This window comes from Bacillus sp. FSL M7-0307 (assembly GCF_038627835.1).
Lineage (GTDB): Bacteria > Bacillota > Bacilli > Bacillales > Bacillaceae > Bacillus > Bacillus altitudinis.
Genome location: NZ_CP152023.1, coordinates 2,343,534 through 2,357,638, shown reverse-complemented (window position 1 = coordinate 2,357,638; position 14,105 = coordinate 2,343,534). Strand labels below are relative to the sequence as shown.

Annotated in this window: 16 protein-coding genes; 14 read left to right on the top strand and 2 right to left on the bottom strand. The window is 41.1% G+C overall.

All coding sequences use genetic code 11. From position 1 onward, the window contains the following. The 10 genes from MHI41_RS12110 (at window position 1) to MHI41_RS12065 (ending at window position 7,269) form a co-directional block, all read left to right on the top strand. Window positions 1-369, top strand: a complete 369-nt coding sequence (locus MHI41_RS12110) for a hypothetical protein (RefSeq protein ID WP_099496629.1) — start codon at window positions 1-3, stop codon at window positions 367-369. Window positions 370-797: 428 nt separating this feature from the next. Next, on the top strand, window positions 798-1,274 hold the full coding sequence (locus tag MHI41_RS12105; protein WP_099496628.1) for a hypothetical protein: 477 nt from the start codon (window positions 798-800) through the stop codon (window positions 1,272-1,274). Between the two features lie 198 nt (window positions 1,275-1,472). Further along, window positions 1,473-1,694: a YxiJ family protein gene (locus MHI41_RS12100; protein WP_342494214.1), complete on the top strand. Its 222-nt coding sequence runs from the start codon at window positions 1,473-1,475 to the stop codon at window positions 1,692-1,694. Between the two features lie 301 nt (window positions 1,695-1,995). Further along, complete coding sequence (locus MHI41_RS12095) at window positions 1,996-2,865, top strand: alpha/beta hydrolase (RefSeq protein ID WP_035702679.1); 870 nt, start codon at window positions 1,996-1,998, stop codon at window positions 2,863-2,865. An 89-nt stretch (window positions 2,866-2,954) separates the two neighbouring features. Next, window positions 2,955-3,293, top strand: coding sequence for a winged helix-turn-helix transcriptional regulator (locus tag MHI41_RS12090; protein WP_034646559.1), 339 nt, complete (start codon window positions 2,955-2,957; stop codon window positions 3,291-3,293). Between the two features lie 338 nt (window positions 3,294-3,631). Further along, the gene (gene hxlA / locus MHI41_RS12085) at window positions 3,632-4,264 is read left to right on the top strand and encodes a 3-hexulose-6-phosphate synthase (RefSeq protein ID WP_007501390.1); all 633 of its coding nucleotides are present in this window, start codon (window positions 3,632-3,634) and stop codon (window positions 4,262-4,264) included. After that, complete coding sequence (hxlB, locus tag MHI41_RS12080) at window positions 4,261-4,818, top strand: 6-phospho-3-hexuloisomerase (RefSeq protein WP_035702682.1); 558 nt, start codon at window positions 4,261-4,263, stop codon at window positions 4,816-4,818. The genes hxlA and hxlB overlap by 4 nt, the downstream gene beginning before the upstream one ends. Before the next feature lie 148 nt (window positions 4,819-4,966). Beyond that, the gene (locus MHI41_RS12075) at window positions 4,967-5,692 is read left to right on the top strand and encodes a DsbA family oxidoreductase (RefSeq protein ID WP_017358064.1); all 726 of its coding nucleotides are present in this window, start codon (window positions 4,967-4,969) and stop codon (window positions 5,690-5,692) included. A gap of 94 nt (window positions 5,693-5,786) precedes the next feature. Then, on the top strand, window positions 5,787-6,242 hold the full coding sequence (locus MHI41_RS12070; RefSeq protein ID WP_317327662.1) for a MarR family transcriptional regulator: 456 nt from the start codon (window positions 5,787-5,789) through the stop codon (window positions 6,240-6,242). Between the two features lie 10 nt (window positions 6,243-6,252). Beyond that, window positions 6,253-7,269 carry a serine hydrolase gene (locus tag MHI41_RS12065; RefSeq protein WP_342494768.1) on the top strand — a complete coding sequence of 339 codons (1,017 nt, stop codon included), beginning with the start codon at window positions 6,253-6,255 and terminating at the stop codon, window positions 7,267-7,269. A 5-nt stretch (window positions 7,270-7,274) separates the two neighbouring features. On the opposite strand, the gene MHI41_RS12060 is transcribed toward MHI41_RS12065, so the two are convergent. Next, window positions 7,275-8,387 (bottom strand): GntR family transcriptional regulator, encoded by a 1,113-nt coding sequence (locus MHI41_RS12060; RefSeq protein WP_206113974.1) that lies wholly within the window; start codon window positions 8,385-8,387, stop codon window positions 7,275-7,277. A gap of 272 nt (window positions 8,388-8,659) precedes the next feature. On the opposite strand from MHI41_RS12060, the gene MHI41_RS12055 reads away from it, so the two are divergent. The 4 genes from MHI41_RS12055 to MHI41_RS12040 all read left to right on the top strand — a co-directional run bounded on the left by MHI41_RS12055 (window position 8,660) and on the right by MHI41_RS12040 (window position 13,846). Next, complete coding sequence (locus MHI41_RS12055; protein ID WP_342494213.1) at window positions 8,660-10,285, top strand: FGGY-family carbohydrate kinase; 1,626 nt, start codon at window positions 8,660-8,662, stop codon at window positions 10,283-10,285. Continuing rightward, window positions 10,279-10,983, top strand: coding sequence for an L-ribulose-5-phosphate 4-epimerase (locus tag MHI41_RS12050; protein WP_007501382.1), 705 nt, complete (start codon window positions 10,279-10,281; stop codon window positions 10,981-10,983). The genes MHI41_RS12055 and MHI41_RS12050 overlap by 7 nt, the downstream gene beginning before the upstream one ends. Window positions 10,984-11,000: 17 nt before the next feature. Further along, entirely contained in the window at window positions 11,001-12,422 is a 1,422-nt protein-coding gene (araA, locus tag MHI41_RS12045; RefSeq protein WP_342494212.1) for an L-arabinose isomerase, read from the top strand. Window positions 12,423-12,505: 83 nt separating this feature from the next. After that, the gene (locus MHI41_RS12040) at window positions 12,506-13,846 is read left to right on the top strand and encodes a sugar porter family MFS transporter (RefSeq protein WP_007501378.1); all 1,341 of its coding nucleotides are present in this window, start codon (window positions 12,506-12,508) and stop codon (window positions 13,844-13,846) included. A 36-nt stretch (window positions 13,847-13,882) separates the two neighbouring features. On the opposite strand, the gene MHI41_RS12035 is transcribed toward MHI41_RS12040, so the two are convergent. Further along, the gene (locus tag MHI41_RS12035) at window positions 13,883-14,104 is read right to left on the bottom strand and encodes a hypothetical protein (RefSeq protein WP_224558471.1); all 222 of its coding nucleotides are present in this window, start codon (window positions 14,102-14,104) and stop codon (window positions 13,883-13,885) included. Window position 14,105 lies beyond the last annotated feature (1 nt).

The window sequence follows — 14,105 nt, the reverse complement described above, 5'->3', positions numbered from 1 at the left end:
ATGGATTGGTATTTAGATAGTAAAATTCAAAAATATATAAGAGATTTTGATGTAATCCATTTAATGCAATTGAACGAATTTCGTTATTACAAAGATTATAATGAAGCCTATGAAAAAATAAAGTCAATCGAATTAAACATACCATATAAAAACTCAAAAGAAAATTTTGAAATACATCTAAAGTTTATAAATGTTAAATCTATTGAAATAAAAGATTTAGACTTTCATGAAGAATCGATATTAAGTTTTAACATATCAAAACTTAACAAAGGTTGGGAAAGATTAAACTATTTAGTTGAGGATTTCGAAGAACAGACCTTTAAATTCTATTGTGAAGATTATAAAGTTCTTAGTGTCTTAAAAGTATGAAGTATTAGGGAATTATATCCCCCTTACTTAAGTAAGGGGGACTTTAATATATAAACATTTTCTGCTCAAATTTTAAAAAGTACCAAAGTATTTCTTGTTCAAAGAGTGTCATTGATTATTATCACTGACAGTTGGTGGTGTTAAGAAATCTAGCTTTAAATCATGAAGATGAATATATATTAATGACGTATTAGAGTGAAATTCAGTTATTTCCGAATTAAAAACTTCCTGACGATTTTAAAAAGGAACTCATTCGAAATTATTAAAACTAATTAATTTTATTTATATTTTTATATTTCTGTATATTTTTAGATTAGATTTCATTCAATGTAAACACGAACACTGATTGTAAACTGTGGTTAGATTTTGATACTTTAGAATATTTTTAGTTTCGTCTGATGTTTTAAATTGATGAGGTGGAACAAGTAATGAGAATCGTATTAGCAAAAGAAGAAAATTTATTCGAAGTAAATGAATTAATAAAGAAAATCAATTTAAACGTAGAAGAGTATCATTGGGTCATAAGTGATGTGACACTCTCATTGCTTCATGATCGGAATAATCAATCTCATTCAGAAGTCATGCTGGATTATAAGGATTTTTTATTTCTGAAGGGTGAACATTTCAAAAAATTCCTAAACTACTATTCTTATTCTTTTATTTTCGCTGTTTTGACCGCATTGCCTCGTCATATAGATCATTTGAATATTAGTTCAATACCTCAAATTGAAGATAATGAACGATATTGGAACGTGAATTATACACCCGTTATTCCTCAAGCTATGTTTGAAATCGGATTTTTTGATTCGACAGATGTTATTTTTACAGGAGATCAGATAATCTTAAGCGAATTTCGAAAAAAAGCGGACTTTATTTCATTTGAAGAATATTTAAAAACTCTGTGACACTCTAAGAATAGAGTTCATTCTGAAAAATACGTTAGGAGAGTGTTTGATTATAAACATTGAGAGAAAGGTCCATGAAAATCAGCCGAGATAAACAAGGTTTATTCGATGATTTAAAACAACGTTATCAATACTTATTAGATTCATCTTATCCAGATGAAATCGTCTCTTTTGAAGAGGAAACTGGTATATATTCAGATGATTTTTATGTTTTTTTCACTTGTTGCAGGCAGCTTAAGTCTTGTGATCGATCATAAACGAATACCGAAAAGACAGTTAAACGTGCTGCGTCAGTCATTTGAAGAGCAATATCCTCAAATCAAAACGTATCAACACATCCTTGAATCGTATCCTTTATTGCATTCCTATGTTCAATATCATGAAGAAACAAGAAAACGAATCATTGCACTTATACAATAACCTTCTGGAGGACAAACGATGACATGGTTTTTTAGATGAAAAAATCCAGAAACAAATCCCGATTTCAATATCAAGCATCTAAAGCAAATCAATGAATTTCACTACTTTAAAGAGTATAATGAACATTACGACTTGATCTATTGTATTGACGTGCACAACCCATTTGAATCTGTGATTCAAGCCGACATATATCTAAAATTCACCAATCTACCTTCTGTTTAAATCAAAGGTTTGTACTTAACAGACGATTCTAGTTTTTATTGGACATTCAGTCTTCCCCATCCCAACACAGAAAGGTGCAATGACATTGAATCGAATCATGAAATGGCTCTTATTTGCGGCGGTCATCGCTGGATTATTGGTATGCGCATTCTTTGTGTTCCGTTTCAACCAGCCTAAGCCGACGACGAACATCCATTATGCAGACACACAAAACAAACAGCAAACACTGGATATATATATGCCAAAGGGAAAAGATGAAGACAAAAAGAAGAAGCATCCAGTCATGATCTATCTCCATGGCGGAGGCTGGACAGGCGGCGATAAGAATAGAGTCGCTTCAAAGGCTGATTATTTTACGGGTCAAGGGTATGTGTTTGTTTCAATGAATTACAGGCTTCACCCTGATGCCAACTACGAGCAGATGGCAGATGATACGGCAAGCGCTATTAAATGGGTCAAGGATCATGCAGATGAATATCAAATCGATTCGTCAAAAATCAATGTCATGGGTCACTCAGCGGGCGGTCATTTGACGGCGCTGGTTGCCACAGATTCGACCTACTTAAAACGTGTGGGGTTGTCGCCAAAAACGATCAATTCCATCGTGATTTTAGATGGACCGTTAAACATCAATCAATTTATACAAGCCATTCCCTCGTATAAAAAAGTCTTTGGCAAACAAGAGGAGAATTGGACAAAGGCATCACCTGTCACTTATATGAATCAAAAGAATGTACCTCCTGTCTATTTGGTTACAGGCTGGGAAAATCCTGAGGTGTACCGATTTGCAGAAAAACTGAATCATGAGAAAGGCTCTAATTTTGTGTTTCGGGTTCATTCGCTGAGCCACAGTGATTTAAATAAATGGTTTGGATCTGACAGAGCGCCAAAAGAAGCGCAAGAGATGACAAAGGCTGTGATGGCTTTCGTCAAAAAACAAAATCAATAACAAAGACTGTATGCTAGGGCAATCCATTTTGCCTCAGTATATGATAAAGTGGTTTGAGATTAAAGGAGTGTATGTCGTTGTCATCAAGAATGGAAAATAAAGTGTTCAATTGCGAAAAAGAGCTGACGCTGAATATTATCGGCGGGAAGTGGAAAATGCTGATCTTATGGCACCTTGGCAGAGAAGGGACAAAACGGTTTGGTGAGTTAAAGTCGTTAATGCCTGGAATTACGCAAAGAATGCTTGTCAATCAGCTAAGAGAATTAGAGGAAGATCACATTGTGCACCGGGAGGTTTATCCTGTCGTCCCGCCAAAGGTTGAGTATTCTCTCACGGAACTCGGAGAAAGCTTAATGCCGATTTTAGAGGCGATGTATGATTGGGGCAAACAATATCTCGACAGCAATTTTTTAAAGGATGATAAATAGAAAGACGATAGATGTAGACAAAGAGCTAAAATCATTTTATTTTAGCTCTTTGTTTTCTTTTTAGCGTGACTTGAAAACCTTTGCAGTTTAGGAAGGACGAGTACTGGAGCGGCATCACAACACAGACTTGACACCGAATGCGAGGGTTTGTCAGTACGTTTAGATACTGGTCGAAAAGACAGTGTCTTTTTTGTAACCATATGCGAAAAAGTATAGTATGTAAAAAAAAAGTGCGTACTTGGATTGCTTCCATCCTGTTGTTATACTCATTTCATCGTTCAAGAAGCCCTATTCACAGAGCTCTTGAAGATGAGATGAAAAAACGGGAGTGAACGTTCATGAAATTACAATTAGCGTTAGATTTAGTGAATATACCAGAAGCGATCGAGCTGATCAAAGAAGTAGAAGCGTCTATTGATGTGGTGGAAATTGGGACACCTGTTGTGATCAACGAAGGGCTTCGTGCTGTAAAAGAAGTCAAACAGGCGTTTCCGAATTTACGTGTGCTAGCGGATCTCAAAATTATGGATGCTGCCGGTTATGAAGTGCAGCAGGCATCCGAAGCTGGAGCGGATATCGTCACCATTCTTGCGGCAGCGGAAGATATGTCTATCCAAGGAGCGGTGAAAGAAGCAAAAGCAAGAGGGAAACAAATTTTAGTCGATATGATTGGTATCAAAGATATCGCCGGCCGTGCGAAAGAGCTGGATGAGCTTGGGGTAGATTATATTTGTGTGCACACAGGCTATGACCTGCAAGCGGTTGGTCAAAACTCATTTGCTGACCTCATGACCATTAAACAAGTGGTCAAACAGGCGAAAACAGCGATTGCAGGCGGTATTAAGCTTGATACATTGCCTGAAGTCGTCAAATTAAATCCAGATTTGATTATTGTCGGCGGCGGCATTGCGGCTCAAGACAATAAAGCAGAAGTGGCTGCGCAAATGAAGCAGTTGATTGCACAATCATGAAAACAAGTGACTATGTGAGAGCAATTCTAAGCGAGCTTTCTGAGCACTCGCCCGCTATTCAAGACGAACAATCAGAGCAGCTTGTCAAAAGCATTTTAGCGGCTCGAAAGGTCTTCGTCGCAGGGGCTGGCAGGTCTGGTTTGATGGGGAAATCGTTTGCGATGAGACTCACGCATATTGGTGTCGAAGCTTATGTGATCGGTGAAACGAATACGCCTGCTTTTACATCTGAGGATTTATTGATTGTAGGGAGCGGTTCTGGCCGAACAGAGACGCTGCTTGTGCTCGCGAAAAAGGCAAGGGCGATTGGCGGAAGTGTCGCGGCGTTCACACTTTCAGCTGAGTCACCTATAGCTGATCTATCGGATGAAGTCATCTTACTTTCAGGTGCGCCAAAGGATCAACATGAAGGAAATCATCATACGATTCAGCCGATGGGCTCATTATTTGAGCAAACTTTGCTTCTTATGTACGATGCGGTCATCTTGAGATTGATGGAATTGAAAGAGCTCGACACCCATAAAATGTACGGTCACCATGCGAACTTAGAATAGCCGTGATGAAAACCTTTCCTTTTTTGAAGGAAAGGTTTTTTTATTACATGGTACTTAAAAAGAAGGATCACTTGACATAAAGGAATGGATGTAACTATAATAGTTACATCTTGAAAGAAAAAACGTAAGCAGTGGAAGGAAGATGAAGATGAAAGTGCAAATTTGGTCAGATATCGCCTGTCCTTTTTGTTATATAGGAAAAAAACAGTTGGAAACAGCGCTTGAGCAATTCCCTCATAAAGAACAGGTAGAAGTAGAGTTTAAAAGCTTTGAGCTTGATCCGAATGCACCTGTTGCAGTGGATTATGATGTGCATGATATGCTTGTCAAAAAATATGGCATGAGCCGCAGCCGGGCCATCGCGATGAATGAACAGGTGAAACAGGCGGGCAAGGAGAAAGGAATCGATTTTCAATTCGATCCACTCGTTTTGACAAACACCTTTGATGCCCACCAGCTCGCTCAATATGCTGGAAAAATGGGAAAAGGCGATCTCGTCATGGGAGAGCTGTTTCAAGCGTATTTTACAGATGGAAAGCATGTTGGTGATCGTCAAACCCTTTTAGATATTGCAGAAAAAGCAGGCCTTGATCAGAACGAAGTACAGAAGGTTCTAGACGGGCAAGAATTTGCAGACGATGTGCGAGAAGACGAAAAAGAAGCAAGACAGCTCGGGATTTCTGCTGTGCCTTTTTTCTTGATCAATGATCAATATTCGGTTGCTGGTGCACAGCCAGCAGATACGTTCCTTCGTGCACTTGAAACGGCTTGGACAGAAGAGGCAGCGCAAACGGAGAAAGCGGCTGATGCTTCATTTGAAGAAGCATGTGCAGATGGCGTATGTGCAGTGCCCTCGCCAAAAGAAGAATTATAATCGGCATTTTCCCTATCTTTAATAAAAGATAGGGATTTTTGTTGATTAATCATAAAGACACCTTTATACTTAAGTTATCTTAATTATAAAGGTGATGACAGTGACATCCAAAACAACGATGATCCAAGAATTAAACCAAATCGAAGCGCGCATCAATCAAAAGCTCCGATTAGAGTTTGAAGAGTTATTTGTAGATGAGTTAACTGATAAGCAGCACATTGTCCTTGATTTCGTAGAGCGAAAAGGGGGAAGCTCACCTATTCAAATTGCTCAGCAACTAGGCATCACCCAAAGTGCTGTGAGCCAGTTATTAAACACGCTTGAAAAAAAAGAATGGATTCGCCGCAGCATCAACCCGCAAAACCGCCGGGAATTGCACGTTGAACTTTCTGAAAAGGCAAAGACGTACTTGGAGAATATGAGAAAGATAGAACTTGCGATCATTGAAAAATACTATTCAAAATTAAGCCTCGAAGAGATCAACACATTGACATCCATTTATACAAAGCTTGATCAATTGATTGTAGATCAAAATGAAGGGGAAGGATGATGATCCATTGATGATGCTCAAACAAGAAGTACAGCGAATTGCCTCTTCTTATACGGAAAAAAAGAAACAGGCACTGCTCGTGATCGGCCTGATTCATCAAGGAGAAAGACACGTTTTTCATTTCGGAGTTCACCCCATACAGCAGCGCGTCCAGCCTGAGGAGGTCATTTTTGAAATCGGCTCTATTTCAAAAGTCTTTACGACAAGTATATTGGCAAGCATGATTCAAAAAGGGCAGATGAAGCTAGACGATTCCATTTCACTGTATTGTCCCGAAATAAGAAAGAATCACCCCATCCAATTGGAACAGCTGGCAACCCATACGTCTGGACTTCCTTCACATCGTTTTCTCAGAGATTTACAACTAAGGTTCCTTCCAAAAGTGAGAAGAGATATGTACTGTCAATACTCCCTTGATGAATTAATGAAACTGTTACACTCGAAAAAATGGAATGAGCGAAAAGAATACCCATCTCGTTACTCCAATGTAGGGATGGGGCTCCTCGGGTTGATCATGGGATGGTCTCTTCACAAAACATATGAAGAGTTGCTGACTGAATATATCGTGGATGAGCTGAAACTATCGAACACCTTTATTACGATCAAGGAGGACGTCAAAGAGAAGATGATCCTCGGTCATCAAGAGAATGGAAAAGAGGTTCCTCCGCTTCAGATGCAAGACTACCAAGGGGCTGGTGCGATTCGGTCGACGATCACTGATTTGCTTTCATTTCTCTCTGCACACATGAGTGCAGACGCCGCTTCTCCATGGAAAATGACCCACGAACCAAAGGTAAAGATAGGGAAAAACATGTCAATGGGACTCGGGTGGGTCATAGATGATACGGGGTTGATTTGCCATAATGGGGCAACTTCTGGTTTCTCCAGCTTCATGGGCTTACGCCCGCATTCAAAAACAGGAGTAGTCGTCTTGTCTAACTATCGCAATCGTATCACGCAAGATTCTCCCGACCGAATTGCCTATGATGTGATGAATATGCTTGAACAAGAGCCTAAAGTCAAATGAGCCTTCTATGAAGAGGGCTCATTTTTTCTTGCGTTCAGCGCTTTAATCGTTTCACCAGGAACGAGTTCAGGCTCATAAAATGTTTGATCAGGGAGATTCTTTTTCCCTTGTACTTTTTTAATCATCCAGTCTGCCGCATCTCGTCCCATTTGCTCTTGAGGGTGTGTCAGCGTTGTCAGTTTCACATGGGCATTTTTTTGGGCAATATACGAGTTATCCTGTCCAATAATGGAAAGATCATCTGGAATAGATAAACCTATTTCACTACATACATTTGCTACTTCTAACCCGACTTCATCGTTATAGCAAACAAGGGCGGTTAGCTCATGCTGGTGCGCTTGTAAAAAGGTTTTGATATGATCCCCTAAATACTGCTTCGATTCTGTATCGAAAAAAAGGACATGTTCTGGTAGGAAATTGAGCTTCGCTTCACCGAGTGCATGAATATAGCCTTTCATTCGATATTTTCCTTGTAAATCATCTGTTTTTGAAATCAGTCCAATGTGCTGATGTCCAGAGGTGATCAGCTCCTTTGTCGCTAAATAGCTGGACTTTACATCATCCAAACAAAGGAAGGGAACTTCTAACTGCTCATAGTAGGCATTGATCATAATAAGCGGGACATCCTGCTCTTTAAAGGATAGGTAGTACGAAATGTTTGGATTATATAAGTTGCTTTTTGTCGGTTCGACAATTAATCCGTCCACACCAAAGGACAGCATCATTTCAAGCGCTTTTTTCTCTTGCTCCACATCGTTATTTGTACTCGCCAGTAACAAAGAATAGTTCTCTTCATTTAATCGGCTTTCGATGCCCCGAATGATCGACGGGAAAATGTAATCGGATATGTATGTGGTGATGACGCCAATCGTTTTCATATGAGCATGTCCAGCAGGTTTTGTTTGATATTGATTGGTGACAAATGTGCCTGAGCCTTTTTCGCTTCGTAAAAAACCTTCACTCGATAATTCCAAGATGGCTTTTCGCACCGTATGCCGGCTTACTTGATACATCTCTTGTAAGCTTGATTCGGTTGGAATACGCTCCCCGATCCGGTAATCCCCTGTCAGTATTTTGCTTTTTATATCATCTATAATGATCTGGTACTTCTTTTTCATCGTTTCACTTCTTTCACAGTTGATCCTCTACTCGGGTTGAGAAGAACTTGTATGAACATATTCTAACATGGTTGCTTAATCAAAAACAGGCGCTTACAGTGTCTATCGTCTGTTCCTTAGAGAATATGAAAGTTTTTGTCTAATTATGTATGCACAACTATATTTATTATTGACATATGTACGTACAAATATTATATTGTTTTTGTGCACAGGTAAAGATGAATCAAATGAAAAAGATATTTGAAACCGCTATCATCTTGGAGGTGAACAAAATGAATCGTGAAAAGACGGCCAAAGCCATTAGAGAAGGACGGACATCTTTGGGCATTGAATTTGGTTCCACACGAATTAAAGCGATTTTAATAGATGAAGAGTTTCAGCCAATTGCGCAAGGTGCATTTGAATGGGAAAGTTCTCTTCAAGAAGGAATATGGACGTACAATTTAATTGAGATCATTACAGGTCTTCAAGTGGCGTACCGTCAGATGAAAGAACAGGCAGCACAATTGTATGGGGTGACGATTCAAACCATTGGCTCCATCGGGATATCTGCGATGATGCATGGCTATGTCGCCTGTCATCATACAGGAGAACTCCTCGTCCCGTTTCGAACGTGGCGGAATGGAACAACGACCGAGGCGAGTCAAAAGCTAACAGATGTATTCCAATTTCATATTCCAGAAAGATGGAGCATCGCTCACTTATATCAAGCGATATTAGGAGAGGAAAAACATCTGTCCCGGTTAGAGTATGTGACCACTTTGTCAGGCTACATTCACTGGCTGTTAACAGGGAAGCAGGCCATCGGAATTGGCGATGCGTCGGGAATGTTCCCCATTGATGAAAAAACGAAGGATTACAACGAAGTGATGCTTCATCAATTTGAAGCATTGATTGCAGAAAAAGGCTATCCGTGGAAGCTTCGTCATCTTTTGCCGCGCGTCTATTTAGCAGGCGAAGAAGCTGGTGTGTTAACAGCAGCTGGAGCAGCGATTTTAGACCAAGGCAAACAGTTGCAGCCAGGTATCCCTTTTTGCCCACCAGAGGGTGATGCAGGAACAGGAATGGTCGCAACAAACAGTGTGGAAAAGAGAACTGGGAATATTTCAGTTGGGACATCTGTATTTGCCATGATTGTGTTAGAGCATCATCTAAAAGGTGTGTACCCAGAAGTGGATCTTGTCACGACACCAGATGGCCTGCCAGTCGCGATGGTTCATGCCAACAATTGTACAAGTGACCTCAACGCTTGGATGAATCTATTCAGAGAAGCGTTTGAAGCAATGGGTCAGCCAGTTGAAACAGAAAGATTGTACGAAACTCTATTAAATCAAGCTTTAGAAGCAGATCATGATGGGGGCGGGCTTTTAAGCTATGGCTATTATTCTGGTGAAAATATTACGAGACTAAAAGAAGGAAGACCTCTTTTTGTTAGATCTCCTCAAAGCCGGTTTACCCTTGCTAATTTCATTCGGACGCATCTCTTCTCTGCATTTGGCGCAATGAAAATTGGGATGGATCGTTTAAAAGCACATGAACAAGTCAAGATTGATCGCTTACTAGGACATGGCGGTTTATTTAAAACACCGATAGTTGGGCAAAAAATGGTCGCTGCTGCACTCGGGACACCTGTATCCGTCGTATCAACTGCGGGAGAAGGCGGTGCGTTTGGGATGGCGGTCCTTGCTTCATATATGCTCAATCACCAGCAGCAAACACTGAGCCATTTTCTCAAGCATCAAGTGTTTGCCCATACATTAGAAGAGCTTATTGATCCTGATCCACTGGATGTTAAAGGTTTTGAGGAATTTATAAAGCGCTATCAAGAAGGACTCCCGATAGAAAAGACGGCAGTAGAACATCTCACGCCACAGAAAGGAGCGGCACCTGTATGTTAGAGCGGTTAAAAGAAGAAGTGTTTCAAGCGAATCTAGATCTGCCAAAGTACGGACTTGTGAAATTTACATGGGGCAATGTCAGTGCGTGCGATCGTGACAGTGGACTGTTTGTCATTAAGCCAAGCGGCATAGCGTATGACAAATTATCAGCAAAAGACATGGTCGTGGTCGATTTTGACGGTCAAGTGGTCGAGGGGGAATTCAATCCTTCTTCCGATACTGCCACACATGCTGTTCTTTACAAACACTTTGAGGAAATTGGCGGCATTTCACATAGCCATTCAATGTGGGCAACGGTATGGGCGCAAGCTGGACTTGATTTACCAGCAATGGGCACAACACATGCAGATACATTTTACGGACCTGTTCCGTGCGCTCGATTTCTCACAGAAGAAGAGGTGAATCGCGGGTATGAGGTGGAAACAGGACACCTGATCATTGAAACGTTTGAGAAAAGACAGATAGATGTCATGGCGGTTCCTGGTATTTTGCTACAAGGTCATGGTCCCTTTACGTGGGGAAAAGATGCAAAAAGTGCGGTAACGAACAGTGTCATTTTAGATGAAGTAGCGAAAATGAACCTGTTTGCAAAGCAATTGAACGAATATGCGGAGCCTCTTCCGCAGGTGATTTTAGATAAACATTATTTGAGAAAACATGGAACACATGCGTATTACGGACAAAAACCTTCAAGATAAAGAAAAGAGGGATTTCTATGTTAACAAGTCAGAAGAAAGAATGTTGGTTTGTCGTCGGGTCACAGCACTTATATGGGGACGAGGCACTGAAGCAAGTGAAGGCAGATGCGCAAAAGATAACAGATGCCTTAAATGAGAGCGGTTTGCTGCCTTATCCAATTATTCTGCAGGAGCTGGCGGTTAGTGCGGATCAAATCACAGAGCTGATGAAAGAGGTCAACTATCGTGATGAGGTCATCGGTGTGATGACTTGGATGCATACGTTTTCTCCAGCAAAAATGTGGATACGTGGTACGTCTCTTTTGCAAAAGCCTCTTTTGCATCTCGTCACGCAATACTATGAAAACATTCCGTGGGACACGATTGATATGGACTATATGAATCTCCATCAATCGGCACATGGAGACAGAGAGTACGGCTATATCAATGCACGTTTAAATAAGCAAAACCAAATCGTTGCAGGTCATTGGTCGAAGCAGGAGGTGAAGCAGCAAATCGCTGATTGGATGGACGTTGCGGCTGCCTATCATGAGAGCTTCCACATCAAAGTGGCTCGGTTTGGTGACAATATGCGCCACGTTGCGGTGACAGAAGGAGATAAAATTGAAGCGCAGATCCAGCTAGGATGGACCGTTGATTACTTTGGAATTGGCGATCTTGTGAACTATGTAAATGCTGTGGAAGAAGCAGAAGTTGATGCTCTGTTTGCTGAGTACTTAACGTTATATGACGTGGATTATGGGAGTTATTCGGCAGAAGAATGGGAACAAAGTGTAAAAGTGCAAGCACGATATGAAATTGCCATCAAACGTTTCTTAGATGAAGGCGGCTACAATGCCTTTACGACAAACTTTGAAGATTTACATGGCATGAAGCAGCTTCCGGGTCTAGCTGTTCAGCGCCTCATGGCAAAGGGGTATGGCTTTGCAGGTGAAGGGGATTGGAAAACCGCCGCACTGGATCGTTTATTAAAGGTGATGAGCCATCATCAATCCACAGGTTTTATGGAAGATTACACATATGAAATGACCTCTGGTCAGGAAGCAGTGCTGCAATCTCATATGCTAGAAGTAGATCCAGCGCTTGCACATACAAAACCTGTCATTGTCGTGTCTCCGCTAGGCATTGGAAACCGGGAAGACCCAGCACGTCTTGTGTTTGATGGAAAAAAAGGCGAGGGCGTTGTTGTCTCCATTGCTGATTTTGGAACACATTTCAAATGGCTGATTCAAGAAGTGGAAGCCTTTGAGCCGCAGGAAGCAGCACCTCAATTACCGGTGGCACGAGTCCTCTGGACAATCAAACCGAACTTTCAAGATGGCGTCAAAGCATGGATTAAGCACGGCGGAGGTCATCATACAGTCGTATCTCTCAATTTAACGGTTGATCAAATTGTTCATTTTGCAAAGCTTGTGAATGCAGAATATGTGGTTTTATAAAGAAGGGTGAAATGCATTCTACTGTGAACGGTAGAATGGCAGGGAGAAATGAAAGCGGTTTATTAAGTGAGGGGGTCATCCACTTGGAGAAAAAAGTATCAAGTAAATTTATCTTCTTTTTCGGGTCCTTTGCAGGTATCTTATTTGGATATGATATTGGCATTATCGCAGGGGCGGAAGGGCACATTCAGGAAGAATTTCAGCTCAGCCCGTTATGGCTTGGCATCGTCGTTTCTTCATTAATGGGCGGGGCGATCATTGGTTCCATTTTAAGCGGTCTGATGGGGGATAAGTTTGGCCGCAGAAAGCTCATTTTGGTGTCATCAATTATCTTTTTTGTCGGTGCGCTTGGCTCAGCCATTGCACCAGAAGAAATCTCATTAACCATTGCCCGGATTTTCTTAGGAACAGCTGTAGGGACAGCCTCATCGCTCGTGCCTGCTTACATGTCTGAAATCGCTCCAGCTAAAATCCGCGGGAAATTGTCCGGCCTGAATCAGCTGATGATTGTGAGTGGATTATTGCTTAGCTATATCGTCGCATTTGTGTTTGAACCAATTCCAGACAGCTGGCGCTGGATGCTGGGAAGTGCTGCTTTATTTGCGATCGTGCTTTATATTGGCATGCTGAAACTTCCTGAATCTCCAAGATATTTAATTAAACACGGAATGGCTCATAAGGCACGTGAAGTATTAGGATCACTTCGTTCATCACGTGAAGAGATTGAAGCAGAAATGCAAGAAATTTTAGAAGTGGCAAAAGAAGAACGCTCAGGCATTCGTGAATTATTTCAAAAGAAATTCCGAATGGCTCTCTTTATTGGGGTCGGAATGGCGACACTCCAGCAAATACAGGGGGCGAACTCTATTGTGTATTATGCAACGAGTATCGCAAGAAATGTAGGTCTTGCTCCGCAAGTTGCCGCAGGTTTTACCGTCATTGTTGGTGTCATATTTGTTGTGACGACCGTGATCTTTTTACAATTCGTCGACCGGTTCGACCGCCGAACGATTCTCACAGTTGGGGGAACGGGGATGGCCCTGTCTTTCTTTGCACCAGCGGCATTAGGTGCGCTCGGAGTGAGTGAAGGTATATTAAACTGGGTCACATTAATTTCACTTTGCTGCTTTATTTTGTGCTATGCCTTCTCATGGGCACCGATCACATGGATTATCATTGGTGAAATTTTCCCACTTTCTGTAAGGGGTATTGGAGCGGGCATTTCCTCTGCCTTTAACTGGACGGGATCATTAGCAGTTGGCCTTGTGTTCCCAATCTTGGCTGACCAATTCAGCTTCGGCGTCATTTTCTCTTCATTTGGGGTCATCTGCTTAATTGGCCTGTTGTTCACGCGCTTTGTATTAGTCGAAACAAAAGGAAGAAGCTTAGAACAAATCGAAACCGATATGGCTGCACGTGTCTAAAGAAAACCATCTATCCTGTGTGGATAGATGGTTTTTTTAATCAAGTATTTGTTTCAGTTCATCTGGCAGTAAATCCATTAATTGATCAGATGAGGATACGTCCAGCACTTCAAGAAGCGCATAATATTTCGCATAAATTTCACTCAGTTGATCAGGATGATTTGCTTCATATCGATTCAAGTGCAATTGCGTCAGTTCAAGTGCAATGTCCAGTTTGTTTCGTTCGATGGTTTGTGTTGTGTTGATCAAATCGTTCACC